15 protein-coding genes are annotated in these 13,232 nt (G+C 58.5%); 8 read left to right on the top strand and 7 right to left on the bottom strand.

Annotated features, from left to right (window positions below; genetic code table 11):
• Window positions 1-29: 29 nt before the first annotated feature.
• The 4 genes from B9Z51_RS15580 to B9Z51_RS18695 form a co-directional block, all read right to left on the bottom strand.
• Window positions 30-1,118 carry a porin gene (locus B9Z51_RS15580; RefSeq protein WP_108376102.1) on the bottom strand — a complete coding sequence of 363 codons (1,089 nt, stop codon included), beginning with the start codon at window positions 1,116-1,118 and terminating at the stop codon, window positions 30-32.
• 582 nt (window positions 1,119-1,700) lie between these two features.
• A complete protein-coding gene (locus B9Z51_RS15585) occupies window positions 1,701-2,366 on the bottom strand; it encodes a hypothetical protein (RefSeq protein ID WP_199227560.1) in 666 nt (221 codons plus the stop codon).
• A 446-nt stretch (window positions 2,367-2,812) separates the two neighbouring features.
• A complete protein-coding gene (locus B9Z51_RS19085; protein WP_369959387.1) occupies window positions 2,813-2,953 on the bottom strand; it encodes a DNA-binding protein in 141 nt (46 codons plus the stop codon).
• 263 nt (window positions 2,954-3,216) lie between these two features.
• Window positions 3,217-3,531 (bottom strand): DUF5397 domain-containing protein, encoded by a 315-nt coding sequence (locus B9Z51_RS18695; RefSeq protein WP_199227561.1) that lies wholly within the window; start codon window positions 3,529-3,531, stop codon window positions 3,217-3,219.
• Between the two features lie 29 nt (window positions 3,532-3,560).
• Between B9Z51_RS18695 and coq7 the strand changes: the two genes are divergently transcribed.
• Window positions 3,561-4,187, top strand: a complete 627-nt coding sequence (coq7, locus tag B9Z51_RS15600; RefSeq protein ID WP_108376103.1) for a 2-polyprenyl-3-methyl-6-methoxy-1,4-benzoquinone monooxygenase — start codon at window positions 3,561-3,563, stop codon at window positions 4,185-4,187.
• Window positions 4,188-4,217: 30 nt separating this feature from the next.
• On the opposite strand, the gene B9Z51_RS15605 is transcribed toward coq7, so the two are convergent.
• A complete protein-coding gene (locus B9Z51_RS15605; protein WP_108376104.1) occupies window positions 4,218-5,438 on the bottom strand; it encodes an ATP-binding protein in 1,221 nt (406 codons plus the stop codon).
• 43 nt (window positions 5,439-5,481) lie between these two features.
• Window positions 5,482-5,934: an OsmC family protein gene (locus tag B9Z51_RS15610; RefSeq protein ID WP_108376105.1), complete on the bottom strand. Its 453-nt coding sequence runs from the start codon at window positions 5,932-5,934 to the stop codon at window positions 5,482-5,484.
• Between the two features lie 474 nt (window positions 5,935-6,408).
• Between B9Z51_RS15610 and ilvA the strand changes: the two genes are divergently transcribed.
• Window positions 6,409-7,956, top strand: coding sequence for a threonine ammonia-lyase, biosynthetic (ilvA, locus tag B9Z51_RS15615; protein WP_108376346.1), 1,548 nt, complete (start codon window positions 6,409-6,411; stop codon window positions 7,954-7,956).
• A gap of 95 nt (window positions 7,957-8,051) precedes the next feature.
• Here ilvA and B9Z51_RS15620 read toward each other — a convergent pair whose 3' ends face one another.
• Window positions 8,052-8,543: a general secretion pathway protein C gene (locus B9Z51_RS15620; RefSeq protein WP_233255000.1), complete on the bottom strand. Its 492-nt coding sequence runs from the start codon at window positions 8,541-8,543 to the stop codon at window positions 8,052-8,054.
• Between the two features lie 42 nt (window positions 8,544-8,585).
• On the opposite strand from B9Z51_RS15620, the gene gspG reads away from it, so the two are divergent.
• The 6 genes from gspG to B9Z51_RS18920 all read left to right on the top strand — a co-directional run bounded on the left by gspG (window position 8,586) and on the right by B9Z51_RS18920 (window position 13,224).
• A complete protein-coding gene (gene gspG / locus B9Z51_RS15625; protein ID WP_233255001.1) occupies window positions 8,586-9,002 on the top strand; it encodes a type II secretion system major pseudopilin GspG in 417 nt (138 codons plus the stop codon).
• Window positions 8,977-9,453, top strand: a complete 477-nt coding sequence (locus B9Z51_RS15630) for a prepilin-type N-terminal cleavage/methylation domain-containing protein (protein ID WP_108376107.1) — start codon at window positions 8,977-8,979, stop codon at window positions 9,451-9,453. The genes gspG and B9Z51_RS15630 overlap by 26 nt, the downstream gene beginning before the upstream one ends.
• Window positions 9,454-10,028: 575 nt before the next feature.
• Window positions 10,029-10,451, top strand: coding sequence for a type II secretion system minor pseudopilin GspI (gspI, locus tag B9Z51_RS15635; RefSeq protein ID WP_108376108.1), 423 nt, complete (start codon window positions 10,029-10,031; stop codon window positions 10,449-10,451).
• Window positions 10,452-10,612: 161 nt separating this feature from the next.
• On the top strand, window positions 10,613-11,299 hold the full coding sequence (locus B9Z51_RS15640) for a hypothetical protein (protein ID WP_369959393.1): 687 nt from the start codon (window positions 10,613-10,615) through the stop codon (window positions 11,297-11,299).
• Window positions 11,300-11,925: 626 nt separating this feature from the next.
• On the top strand, window positions 11,926-12,990 hold the full coding sequence (gspK, locus tag B9Z51_RS15645) for a type II secretion system minor pseudopilin GspK (RefSeq protein ID WP_108376110.1): 1,065 nt from the start codon (window positions 11,926-11,928) through the stop codon (window positions 12,988-12,990).
• A 15-nt stretch (window positions 12,991-13,005) separates the two neighbouring features.
• Window positions 13,006-13,224: a hypothetical protein gene (locus B9Z51_RS18920; RefSeq protein WP_233255002.1), complete on the top strand. Its 219-nt coding sequence runs from the start codon at window positions 13,006-13,008 to the stop codon at window positions 13,222-13,224.
• The last annotated feature ends 8 nt before the right edge of the window (window positions 13,225-13,232 follow it).

Below are 13,232 nucleotides of genomic sequence, written 5' to 3' on the forward strand. Positions count from 1 at the left end.
TATTTCAGCTGACTTGCGTCAGCGTCAGATCAGAAAGTGTGCTGCAGGCCCAAAGATGTCATGGACTTAGCAGATGTGGATGTGTTTACCAGAGCAGCGCTGTTGGTGACGTAGTCCACATACACCAAGCTCCGCTTGCTCAAAGCGTAACGCACGCCAACGTTAGCGATCTTGGCGTTTGTGCCGGTTGCGTTGTCATACTTGTGCTCGCCATACTTAACGTAAGGTGTCAAAGCGCCCATAGGCACAGTTGCTGTCAGAGCATATGAATCACCCTTTGTGAATGCAACAGCAGTACCTGCTGCAGTTGCTTTTTCGCTTTGGACGCCAGCACCCAATTTCACGACGCCGAGGTCGTACGTAGCACCAATAGTAGTCAGGGTACCCGTGCTCTGGACTGTAGCGTCAGCATCAGCTTTTTGGTAAGCAAACACAACAGCCAATGGGCCAGATGTGTATGTTGCATCAACGCCAGAGCTGTTGCCAGAAGCAGCAACACCAGCAGAAGCAGCTGTACCGTATGCATAAGTTGCATTAACTGCCAAGCCTGCAACCAATTCAGGCAGGCTGTAACGAACGGCCTTCACGTAACGTGTGGAGTCTGTAACATCGGTCGAAGCAGCTTGTGCATTCCCGCGAGTGGGGTTAGCCAACATCCAGCCAGCATTATTCAAACCAGGTGTTGCTTGGCCGGAGAACAAGATGCCGCCACCAGAGAAGCCAGAGTAGCAGCCGTGCTGATCGATTGTGCACACTGCTCCGATCGTGTTGGTGCCTTGGCGACCCAAACGAACTTCTCCCCAGCCACCGGAAGCGCCCAACCAAGCACCACGGTTGAACAGCTTAGCGCTTGTTGAACCATCTGCGAAGCTAGGTTGCATTTCCAACCAGAAATTGGCTTTTGTGCCGCCGCCCAGGTCTTCCACACCTACAAAACGCAGGCGCGAAGCACCGTGAATGCCGCTGCCCATGGTTGTTGCAGTAGACTTTGTTGCGCCTGCACCGACTTCAGTGGAACTGATACCAGCGTCCAGTTGACCGGAGATGGTCACAGAAGATTGAGCGAAAGCGCCAGTAGCGGCAGCCAATGTAGCCAGAGCAATCAGAGATTTTTTCATTGCAAGTTTCTCCAAGGTTAAACAAGAGCTCTGAATTCGGTGGGTGGATATCACCCCTCAAAACTCAGAGCCAACCTCCAAATCCGGAAGGTTGGATGTATTGCACCAGAGCCTTTGGCCTTCTCCAAGGTTTTTGAAAAAGAAAAGGGCTTTCCGTTGCAATCGTGCAACATGCACCCGGTTTTACCCTTATGGGCAATATCAAATTTGACGATTTAATCATTCAAATCAACAACTTATCAGGTGCATTGAACGTTACTCGCTCTGACAAACCTTCATTGGAACTTCTGCAAATACCCAATTTGACTGAAATAACCGCCGCTTCGGATCGGTTCTCAGAACCCCAAAAAATTGCGGTTTTTTTTATCCCTTTGAAAAGTGTCTGTTCGATACGTCACACTAGAATTTTGAAATCTCGTCCCACGGTGCGCAACCTAACTTATCGTGAAAACTTCCAGGCGACCACTCGTTAAGTTCAAATCAACGAATCTGGTCCAAAAACCGCGCTTTGCAGCGCCGAAACCCCAAAAATGGAATTTTGTGATCATCACTTTTAGGTTTCTGACACGCTGGGGGTGGTGTTCACACTGGTTTAGCTGTCATCAACGAGGTGGCCTGTTGGTTGTTGGCCATCCATAAAGACGTTGTTGGACATCGAAATGCAATCAATTCTTGCATCTTGACGAAGTCATCTTTCAAGGGGCGTTTGAAAATGGGTTCGTGGTGCGCAATGCGATTTCGTAAAGCGCGCAACTGTTCCAAGTCTCCATGAATCAGTCGACGCAGTTCTTGGACAGATTTTGTTGCATCCAAATGCGGCAGCACGCTGAACAGATGATCATTCCACAATCGGGTATCGAACCGTCCGGTGAACATTTTTTGCCAAAAAACCATTTTGAGTTCAGCGATGACTTTGCCGGTGCTTTGCTCACGAGCGCGAGCACGAACAAGTTCATGGCGCGGATTGAAGCCAACTTTTGGACTCGGTAAGCTATTTTCGAAAACGCTCTCCCACGGCCATTGGCTCCCATAGACAGCGGCCAACGCATCTGACACCGCATTGCGGATGACCACCTCACAGACATGCAAAGGCGCAAGTAAGGCTGCTGATATTTGCGCATTCCATGCATACAAAGCCAATGCACGCGGCAATATTGGCCCTGGCGAATGGATTGCCGCCTCAAAAGTTGCAAGACGCGCATCTGACAGCATTGACTTTATCGTTTGTAGAGGTTCTGTATGTGACATGCAAATTTGTGTCTTATAATTGTCCGACTAGCCACTAGGACTTGCGGGCGAAAGCCTCCCCCTAGGGACGTACGATAGATAGAAAAGCCCGCCTTGTGCGGGCTTTTTCTATGGCGTTTATACATCCAAAAATACTCACTTTTGATTCATTTCACTGCTTGCTGATCCGCTCAGTCGTCGCAATCGTTGAGGGTTAGCAGCAAGTTTCTTGATGGAGGATGCAAATAACGATGGCCCAAAGGTTTTTTGTTTGCATCATGGTTTGATGGGTCTGCCTGAATCACCGCAGACGCTGTTCTTGCCTCTGGCAACGGTGCGGTCGGGATGAAATTATGGTTTTGCTTGCGAGGGTATGCATTCTCCCCCCGACGTGGGGCCTGTGCCGAAGGCTGCGTTGTCGGCGCTGAAACTCAGACCTACGAGGGATGTGTTGTAGGGCGGCGGCTTCAGTGTGCCGTGACTGCGAATTTCAAGCCTGTGGCCTTGAGCACGGCGTTGAGAGTTCTGATCGTCGGGTTACCACGGGTTGATAGCGTTCGGTAGAGGGTCTCACGAGAAAGATGCGCCTTCTCGGCAGTAGAAGCCATGCCACCACGCGCATCGACAACTTTTCTATTGATCCGGCCCTGTGAAGTTTGAAGTCAACGGCTTTTCTTGGGCACAGCGATCAGTGTGGGAGCCCCGCCCTCGGGGCGATGGGTGGTGGTCTGCGAGGCTCAATCGCGGCGAGGGCGCCGCTCCCACAAAAAAGCGTTCTTGCAAACTTCATCGGGCCGAATCAATAAGTCATGCCCCTTCAGATGGTTCAATTCAGTGTCGGCCACAACCAAATCAAAAGCCACTGCATACTTCAGTGCGCCTCCCGATCATCGGCCAAATGAGTCAGGCGGTATTCCGCCTTTTCTCCCGTATCAACCATCGTGACCTCTACCAACCAGTCACCATCGCTCAGCTGACGAACTGCATGGCCGACTTCATACTGAGGCCCAAAAGGTCCAATGCTCTTGATCTTACCGACCGGTATGGGCGGTGATTCAAGGACTGTAAGCATCACAGTTCTCTCCAAAAAATCCTCATTTAAAGATTGCTGAACAAGCTGTTTTTGACGCTTTCTTATCTGGTAACTTGGTCCATTGCACATCATCACCTGATCTGCATCACGCATGGTTCAACCCAGTTGTTTAAACTCCCCTCATGACTTTGAACGCTTTGATCCTGGCCGCTGACAGTGCTTTGCGCACTTTGTGGGCCGAGCCCCGTGCCAGCCGCCCGACACCCACTGCCACCACACCCGAAGGGGTGCTGAGCGACGCCGAACGGCGCGAGGCGGCAGCCTTGATGCGGGTGAACCATGTGGGTGAGGTCTGCGCCCAGGCGCTGTACACCGGCCAGGCGCTGGCCTGCACCAACCCCGCCTTGCGGGCGCAATTGGCGCAGGCCAGCCGCGAAGAAACAGATCATCTGGCCTGGACGCAGCAGCGCCTGAATGAATTGAAAGACCGCCCGTCGCTGCTCAACCCTCTTTGGTATGCGGGGGCTTTTGCCATTGGATACGCGGCAGGCAAGTTGGGCGGGGACCGTGTCAGTCTGGGCTTTGTGGTTGAAACCGAGCGGCAAGTCGAAGCCCACCTGCAAAGCCACATGGACCGGCTGCCAGCGGCCGATGCGGCCTCAAGGGCCATCGTGGCGCAAATGAAAACAGATGAAATCGCGCACGCCCACATGGCGCAACAAGCGGGGGCCGTCGAGTTGCCTGCACCCGTCAAAGGGCTGATGAAAGTCGCCGCCAAGGTGATGACGACGGTGGCGCCCCGGGTTTGAACATCACGGCTGGATATGTGCGCCAGAGACTCACAGATAGGCCATTGGAATGGCTGTCACAGTGGAGGACAAGGGCACATCGCGCGGCGTCAGGCACAGCACGGCGCCAGGCCCTAAGGTTTTGCCCAAATTCTCGGCGGCCAAAAATGCTTTCCCTATCTGCGCAGACGGCGCTGCCGTTTTCTTGATTTCTACTGGATAGATCACATCATTGACCTCAATGAGCAGGTCAATTTCTTTTTGTTCTGTATCTCGATAAAAGTAAATTGGCGCTTCTTTTCCGTTGTGCCAATAGCTTTTAAGGATTTCGGTGACTGCCCAAGTCTCGAGCATGGCGCCAGACATACTGCCTGCCTCCAGCGCCTCGGGGGAGCCCCATTTCGTCAAATAAGCGGCTAAACCTGTGTCCAGGAAATACAGCTTGGGCGACTTGATCATCCGCTTGGTCAAATTGCGGTGATAAGGCTGCAGCAAATACACCAGCCCCGACGCTTCGAGCACCGACAACCAGGCCTTGGCTGTTTTGGTGTCGATGTCTACTTCATTGGCCAGATTGGCATAGTTGAGCAGTTGCCCTGTTCTGGCTGCCACCACACTTAAAAAAAGGTGAAAACTCAGGGGATCAGAAACTTTGAGCAGATCGCGCACATCACGCTGCACATAGGTTTGAACGTAAGAGCGGTAAAAAATATCGCGGCTTTGAGGGCCTTGGCTTAGCAAACGCGGATATGAGCCCATCCAGATTTGTTCATAAAGCGCCTTCAGGGGCATATCTTGGGCCGCGCTGCGCGCATGACCAATCCATTCTGGCGTAGGCACAAATGGCACCGCTTGGAGGGCTCGGTCTTGTTGCTCGGCCTGAGACAAACCGAGCAGATCCAAAATGGCCACTCTGCCCGCAAGGCTCTCGGTCACACCTTGCATGAGCTGAAATTTTTGAGACCCTGTGAGCCAAAACAAGCCGTTTCTTGAGTCCCTGTCCACCACCATTTTGATGGCGCTGAAGAGTTGCGGCGCGTACTGCACTTCATCAATCGTCACAGGCGCCGGCCATGTTTGCAGAAAAAGCGCCGGATCTTGCTGCGCCAAACGTCGCATTTCCAGATCGTCCAAGGTGACATAGGACCTGGCGCCTTCGCTGCACATGTCCAACAAAGTGGTTTTGCCCACCTGGCGGGGACCCGTGACCATCAGCACCGGAAAGCTCTGGCTGATCGTGTGTATGGTTTGACTGAGTGTGCGAAGGCGCATGACTTCCTGAATTTATGGAAAGTAATTCCATTTTTTCAGAATTTTAAACCACTTCCACCAACTCAAAACTGGTCGTGATCTCGGCCGTTTTGCCCAGCATGATGCTGGCCGAGCAGTATTTGTCGTGGCTCATGGCAATGGCGCGCTCAACGGCACTGGCCGGGATGGCTTTGCCCGTGACGGTGAAATGCATATTGATTTTGGTGAACACCTTGGGGTCTACCTCGGCGCGTTCGCTGCTCAGTTTGACGCTGCAACCGCGCACGTCATGGCGGCCACGCTTCAAGATGAGGACCACGTCGTAAGCGGTGCAGCCGCCCGTGCCGGCCAGCAAGGTTTCCATGGGGCGGGGTGCGAGGTTTTGACCACCGTTTTCAGGCTTGGCGGCATCGGGCGCGCCGTCCATGGCGATCATGTGGCCCGAGCCTGTTTCGGCCAAAAAGCCCATGCCCGAGCGGGTGCCGGCAGCGCCGGTCCAGGTAACTGTGCATTCCATTGTGTGATTCCCAATCTGTTCTGAGGTGCTGTTCAAGCGGCTCATATGTTAAAGCCTGGCCTCGCGCCCCATGACAACCCCGCCTCTTGTAGGTCGGCGGCTTCAGCCCCGACATGGATCTGAGTCAAAGCCACGAACGTCGGAGCTGAAGCTGCCGACCTACCGGGCAGCCCTACACGCTGAAAGACGGCGTTGGCAAAACGACCATGCTCCGTCGTTGGCTTGTGCTTCGACGATGTACCGCCCCATGTCTTTACAAGATTTTGCAAATTGATACACCCGGTTGCTGCACCGCAGCAAAAATATCGCTAAAATTGCGAACAGTCGTGCTTTTTTGCACGGACCCTTTGTCTCCTCCACCCTCTGAAAAGGTGGATTTGCCCCGAACCGCAAGGCTCGGGGCATTTTTTTTGGCCCGTTATCATCGGTGCTCACCCTTTTGACCGTCGCTCCCCTTTGTGCGACCGCTTGCGCATGACCACCCCTCACCTCAAACCCGCCGATTACCTGATCAAAATCCTCAACGCCCGCGTGTACGACGTGGCCACCGAGTCGGCCCTGGAGATCGCCAAAAACCTGTCGCGTCGCCTGAACAACCAGGTGCTGCTCAAGCGTGAAGACCAGCAACCGGTGCATAGCTTCAAGCTGCGTGGGGCCTACAACAAGCTGGCGCACCTGACCCCAGCGCAGCTCAAAAAAGGCGTGATCTGCGCCTCTGCTGGCAACCATGCACAAGGCGTTGCGCTGGGCGCCAGCAAGCTGGGCGCCCGCGCCGTCATCGTCATGCCCACCACCACCCCCCAAGTCAAGATTGACGCGGTCAAGAACCTGGGCGGCGAGGTGGTGCTGTTTGGCGACAGCTATTCCGACGCCTACAACCACTCAGTGCTGCTGGAAAAAAAGCAGGGCCTGAGCTTTGTGCATCCGTTTGACGACCCGGATGTGATCGCGGGCCAGGGCACCATCGCCATGGAGATGCTGCGCCAACACACGGGGCCGCTCGATGCCGTATTCGTGGCCATTGGCGGCGGCGGCCTCATCAGCGGCGTGGCCAACTACATCAAGGCGGTGCGGCCCGGGGTCAAGGTGATTGGGGTGCAGATGAACGACTCCAACGCGATGATGCAGTCGGTGGCTGCCAAAAAACGCGTGACTTTGGCCGATGTGGGCTTGTTCTCGGACGGCACCGCCGTCAAGCTGGTCGGCGAAGAAACTTTCCGCGTGGCGCGGGGCCTGGTGGACGAATTCATGACGGTGGACACCGACGCGGTGTGCGCGGCCATCAAGGACATTTTTGTGGACACCCGCTCCATCGTGGAGCCCGCAGGCGCGCTGGCGGTGGCGGCCATCAAACAATATGTGGCCACGCACAAGACCAAAGGCCAGACCTACGCCGCCATTTTGTGCGGCGCCAACATGAACTTTGACCGCCTGCGCTTTGTGGCCGAGCGCGCCGATGTGGGCGAAGAAAAAGAAGCCCTGTTTGCCGTGACCATCCCCGAAGAGCGCGGCAGCTTCAAGCGCTTTTTGGAGCTGATCGGCAGCTTGCCGGGCGGCCCCCGCAACGTGACCGAGTTCAACTACCGCATGAGCGATTCAGACCAAGCCCATGTGTTTTTGGGCCTGAGCACGCAGGGCAAGGGCGAGAGCACCAAGATCACAGCCAACTTCAACAAACACAAGTTCAAGGCCCTGGACCTGACGCACGACGAACTGGCCAAAGAACACATCCGCCACATGGTGGGCGGGCACTCGGCGCTGTCACAAGACGAGCGCCTGCTGCGCTTTGAGTTCCCCGAGCGGCCAGGTGCCTTGCTCAAGTTCCTCAGCCTGATGCGTCCGGGCTGGAACATCAGCCTCTTCCACTACCGCAACCAGGGGGCCGACTACGGCCGCATTCTGGTGGGCATTCAAGTACCACCCAAGGACGACAAGGCGTTTGACAAGTTCCTCAAAGCGCTGGGTTATCCGTATGCGGAAGAGACGGATAACCCGGTTTATCGGCTGTTTTTGCGGGCTTGAATCCCAGCATTTTGTAGGAGCCTTGCCCTGCAAGCGATTTCCCACGCCCCCCCCACCATCCCACTCGCGAACAGGACTGGTGGTGTTGTGCTGGATCAAGGCGCTTTGTCCGACCCAGGCAATTGAAGTGTCCAGCCGTTGGCGGGGCCGGTGCCCAGCCGGGCCAGTCGTGGCTCCAGACTTTGCAGCACCACGCCATCAGCCACCACCTGCCCCACCCGATAGGCCTTGGGCGGCAGGCCGTCGGTGCCAATGAGCGCGCTGCCCTGGCCTGAACTGGCGGCGATCACGCCCATGAGCTGAAAGCGTGCGGCTTGTGGTGTGGGCGCTGCGGCTGTTGCCGTGACCACGCCCAAGGCTCGCCCCAGACCGGCATCGCTTGGTGCTTGTGTGCGCTGGCTCACCGTCAGTGTTTCGGACGCTGGAAGCATGCCGTCTTGCACCGGGAACTGCAAAAACCAATACACCAGACTGGCCGCAGCTGCTGACCACGCCAGCAGCGTCAAGCCATAGCGCCAGGGCCAACGATTCAGTGAAAAGGGCTTTGAAGCTGAAGGGGTGGTGGACATGTCATGGAGGGTGCGCATGCTCAGATTATGATGGACGCTATGTCTACAAACTCACTACACATGCCCCGCCGCCAACGCGGTTTCACCCTGATCGAACTCATGGTCGTGCTGGCCATCATTGGCGTGCTGGCCGCGCTCATCGTGCCCAATGTACTCAGTCGCGCAGACGATGCACGCATCACGGCCGCCCGCACCGATGTGGGCAATTTGATGCAGGCGCTCAAGCTCTACAAGCTGGACAACCAACGCTACCCCAGCGGCGAACAAGGCCTCAAGGCCCTGACTGCCAAGCCCACCACCGAGCCCGTGCCTGGCAACTGGAAGCCTTATCTGGACAAACTGCCCAACGACCCCTGGGGCCGCGCTTACCAATACATGAACCCCGGCATCAAAGGCGAGGTGGATGTGATGTCCTTTGGCGCTGACGGACAGCCCGGCGGCGAAGGCAACAATGCCGACATCGGCAGCTGGCAATAAGCCCCGCCGCCTTGCACACGCGCATTCGGGCGGCTTCACCTTGCTGGAGTTGCTGGTCGTGGTGGCCCTGATCGCCATCGCCACAGCCGGTGTCAGCCTGAGCTTGCGTGACAGCGCCGACAGCGCCCTGGAACGCGATGCCGACCGCTTGGCCGCCTTGCTAGAAACCGCCCGTGCTCAGGCCCGCGCCAGTGGCTTGGCCGTGGTGTGGCGGGCAGAGGGTTCAGGCTTTGTGTTTGAAGGCCTGCCCGCACCGGGCTTGCCCAAACGTTGGCTGTCGGACACCACCCGCGCCCAAACCGAGCAGCCGATTGTGCTGGGACCCGAACCCTTGATCGCTCCCCAAGCCATTGCCTTGAACACCACCACGGCCACGCGCACCGTGTGGGTCGTCACCGACGGCCTGCGACCCTTCAAGGTCCAAAGCACACGCACAGGGCTGACGCCATGAGCAGTGGGTGGGTCGAGCCACGTCGGACTCTTCGAGTACCGACCTACAGAGGCCGTGACCAGCTTGGCGTGTGCGGTGCCTTGGTAGGTCTGCGGTCGAAGACCCCGACATACAAAGGCCGTGACCAGATGCCGCTGAGCAATGTCTTCGTAGGTCGGCGGTCGAAGACCCCGACATGGGGCGTGCGCGATGCCGACAATGCGAATGCCTCTGTTCACGAGCCACGTTGGACTCTTCGAGTACCGACCTACGGAGGCCGTGACCAGCTTGGCGTGTGTGGTGCCTTGGTAGGTCGGCGGTCAAAGACCCCGACATGGGGCCTGCGCGATGCCGACAATGCAAATGCCTCTGTTCACGAGCCACGTCGGACTCTTCGAGTACCGACCTACGAAGGCCGTGGTCAGCTTGGCGTGTGCGGTGCCTTGGTAGGTCGGCAGTCGAAGACCCCGACATGGGGCGTGCGCGATGCCGACAATGCGAATGCCTCTGTTCACGAGCCACGTCGGACTCTTCGAGTACCGACCTACGAAGGCCGTGACCAGCTTGGCGTGTGTGGTGCCTTGGTAGGTCGGCGGTTGAAGACCCCGACATGGGGCGAGCGCGATGCCACGAGCGCCCATAGACCGTTACACCATCAGCGGGCCAGAACGCAAACAGGCTTCACCTTGATCGAGGTGCTGGTGGCGCTGAGCATTGTGGCGGTGGCTTTGCTGGCAGGGCTCAAGGCCACCGGCTCGCTCAGCCAGAACGCCGAGCGCCAGAACGTGAGCATGCTGGGGCAAATTTGCGCCGAGAACGAATTGATCCGCTTGCGGCTGCTGCGCCAATTACCCGACACCGGCAACACCCAAATTGAATGCCCGCAAGTGGGCCGCTTGTTGGTGGTGGACCTGTCGGTGCGCCCCACGCCCAACCCCAACTTCAGGCGGGTGGATGCACGCGTGCTGGACGAGGGCCAGTATGTGCTGCAGCTGTCCACCGTGATGGGTCGCAATTGATGGCACGGCTTGCGTTCAGCCTGTGCAATGAAAAATGTCGGGGTCTTCGACCGCCGACCTACGAAGGCACTGCACACGCTCAGCCGACCACCGCCCCCGTAGGTCGGCACTCGAAGAGTCCGACATCTGTCTGTGGCGGCTTCACGCTGATTGAGGTGCTGGTGGCCATCAGCGTCATGGCTTTAATGTCCCTCATGGCCTGGCGCGGCCTGGACGGGATGCTGCGCACGCAAAGCAGCTTGCAGGTGCGTTCGGACGAGGTGCGCACCTTGCAAGCGGGTCTGGCGCAGTGGCAAACCGATCTGGACCAACTGGCAGAGTTGGGCGGCACGCCCAGCTGGGACTGGGACGGCAAGGTGCTGCGGCTCACGCGCCGTGCGGCCCTGGACGCCGAGGTGCAGGTGGTGGCCTGGACCTGGCGCAACAACCCGGGGCGCCCCGGTGGCGGCGACTGGCTGCGCTGGCAATCGGCGCCCTTGCACCTGCGCAGCGACTGGCAAAACGCCTGGAACCTGGCCCGGGAATGGAGCCAAACGCCGACGCCCGCCTCGCAGGCAGGCGAGGTCAACATCCACCCCTTGAGCGGCTGGCAGCTGTTTGTGCACCGGGGCGGCAGCTGGACCAACCCGCTGTCGAGTGATGCGGTCACGCCCGGTTCATCCACAAGTTCGTCCGGCAGCACGTCCGGCACGCCCCCACCAACCAGCAGCCCTGCCAATAGCGCCACAGCCAGCAGCACGCCGCCCGACGGCGTGCGCCTGATCCTGACGCTGCCGCCCGGCCCGTCTGGCGCAGGCGCCTTGACCCTGGACTGGATACGCCCGACCTTGTCTGGAGCCCTGCCATGAGCGCAGCACGCAAACCACAAGAACCGCGCCATGACAAGCACCGCATTCGTATCGGTCCCCGTAGGTCGGCACTCGAAGCGTCCGACATTTGCTTTCGGGGCATCCGGCATTTGTGGTGTGGCGCATGCTCCATGTCGGAGTCTTCGACCGCCGACCTACAAGGTCATCGCGCTGCTGCAAGCGGACACGGCTCCCGTAGGTCGGCACTCGAAGCGTCCGACATGTGCTTTCGGGGCATCCGGGGTTTGTGGTGTGGCGCATGCCGCATGTCGGGGTCTTCGACCGCCGACCTACGAAGGCAATGTGCAGACGCTTGCGGCAACAGTCCCCGTAGGTCGGCACTCGAAGAGTCCGACATTTGCTTTCGGGGCATCTGGCGTTTGTGGTTTGGCACATGCCGCATGTCGGGGTCTTCGACCGCCGACCTACAAAGGCAATGTGCAGACGCTTGCGGCAACAGTCCCCGTAGGTCGGCACTCGAAGAGTCCGACATTTGCTTTCGGGGCATCCGGCGTTTGTGGTTTGGCACATGCCGCATGTCGGGGTCTTCGACCGCCGACCTACAAAGGCACAGCACACACCCAGCCGACCGCGCCCCCCGTAGGTCGGCACTCGAAGAGTCCGACATGTGCCCGCAGAACCCCCAACGCCAAATTCAGCCATTGCCGCCTTCCAACGAACGTCGGGGTCTGCGACCACCGACCTGCGAATACCCGCATCCCCGCGTCGTTCACCGACAGGCGGAACGCGGTGCCGCCTTGCTGACCGCGATGCTGATCGTGGCCCTGGTGGCCACGCTGGCCAGCGCTGCACTGTGGCAACAGTGGCGCCAGGTCGAGATCGAAACCGCCGAACGTGGGCGCAGCCAAACGGCCTGGATGATGACCGGCGCCCTGGACTGGACGCGCTTGATCTTGCGCGAAGACGGTTTGTCCAGCGGCGCTGTGGACCACCTGGGTGAGCCCTGGGCTTTGCCGGTGCAGGAATCCAAGTTGTCGAATTTCCTGTCGCAAGACCAAAAGTGGCAAGAAGGTGATGCCGAGGTTTTTCTCTCGGGCCAGATCACCGATGCGCAGTCGCGCCTGAATGTGCGCAACCTGATCGAAGACGGCCAGGTGTCCAAGGTCCAGCTGGCACGTTTTGCGCGCTTGTTTGAACGCCTGGACCTGCCGTTGCAAGAGCTGCAAACGCTGTCGCGCCAATTGCAGGCGGCGCTGCAAAGCAGCACATCAGCCACGGCAGGCAACACCGCCCAAACACCCCTCTTGCCCCAGCAAACCGCCCAACTGGTCTGGCTGGGCCTGAGCCCGGCCACAGCGCGGGCGCTCGAAGGCTTTGTCAGCGTGCTGCCCGAAGCCACGCCGGTGAACCTGAACACGGCCAGCGCTGAGGTGCTGATGGCCAGCCTGCCCGGCCTGGACCTGGCCGCTGCGCGCCAATTGGTGCAGCAGCGCGACAAGGCGCCCTGGACATCGCTGGACGCCGTGCGCCAGGCCTTGGGGGCGGCAGGCACAGGGGTCAACGAACAACAACACAGCGTGGGCAGCCGATATTTCGAGGTACTCGGGCGCATGCGCATCGACAACGTGGTGCAGCAAGACCTGGCGCTGGTGCGTCGTGAAGGCAACCAGGTGCGCATGCTGTGGCGGGTGCGCAGCCCGCAGCTCACGCTGGCCCCGACCCTACAATGAACCTAGAAAACGCAGTTGACCGCTTTGACCACGCTGGAAACCCTGTGCATCCTGAACGCTGTGACCACGAAGACGCTCACCTTGTGGCTGATACCGCTACGCACCCGATGGCACGGCCCTGGGGGGCACTGGCGGCGTTGCTCGTCGTTGCAGGGGGGCAGCCTGCTGCCTCCTCGCGCCTGGCCATTGCCCCCCATGGCCGCACCCTCGGGTGCGTCCAACTGCATTTTCTAGGTTAAAAA

The organism is Limnohabitans sp. T6-5 (assembly GCF_003063315.1).
Lineage (GTDB): Bacteria > Pseudomonadota > Gammaproteobacteria > Burkholderiales > Burkholderiaceae_C > Limnohabitans_A.

Excerpts from the sequence above, each read along its gene's own strand:
- B9Z51_RS15580 (WP_108376102.1), bottom strand. The coding sequence starts at position 1,118 with ATGAAAAAATCTCTGATTGCTCTGGCTACATTGGCTGCCGCTACTGGC.
- B9Z51_RS15585 (WP_199227560.1), bottom strand. The coding sequence starts at position 2,366 with ATGTCACATACAGAACCTCTACAAACGATAAAGTCAATGCTGTCAGAT.
- B9Z51_RS19085 (WP_369959387.1), bottom strand. The coding sequence starts at position 2,953 with ATGGCTTCTACTGCCGAGAAGGCGCATCTTTCTCGTGAGACCCTCTAC.
- B9Z51_RS18695 (WP_199227561.1), bottom strand. The coding sequence starts at position 3,531 with ATGCGTGATGCAGATCAGGTGATGATGTGCAATGGACCAAGTTACCAG.
- coq7 (WP_108376103.1), top strand. The coding sequence starts at position 3,561 with ATGACTTTGAACGCTTTGATCCTGGCCGCTGACAGTGCTTTGCGCACT.
- B9Z51_RS15605 (WP_108376104.1), bottom strand. The coding sequence starts at position 5,438 with ATGCGCCTTCGCACACTCAGTCAAACCATACACACGATCAGCCAGAGC.
- B9Z51_RS15610 (WP_108376105.1), bottom strand. The coding sequence starts at position 5,934 with ATGGAATGCACAGTTACCTGGACCGGCGCTGCCGGCACCCGCTCGGGC.
- ilvA (WP_108376346.1), top strand. The coding sequence starts at position 6,409 with ATGACCACCCCTCACCTCAAACCCGCCGATTACCTGATCAAAATCCTC.
- B9Z51_RS15620 (WP_233255000.1), bottom strand. The coding sequence starts at position 8,543 with ATGCGCACCCTCCATGACATGTCCACCACCCCTTCAGCTTCAAAGCCC.
- gspG (WP_233255001.1), top strand. The coding sequence starts at position 8,586 with ATGCCCCGCCGCCAACGCGGTTTCACCCTGATCGAACTCATGGTCGTG.
- B9Z51_RS15630 (WP_108376107.1), top strand. The coding sequence starts at position 8,977 with ATGCCGACATCGGCAGCTGGCAATAAGCCCCGCCGCCTTGCACACGCG.
- gspK (WP_108376110.1), top strand. The coding sequence starts at position 11,926 with ATGTGCCCGCAGAACCCCCAACGCCAAATTCAGCCATTGCCGCCTTCC.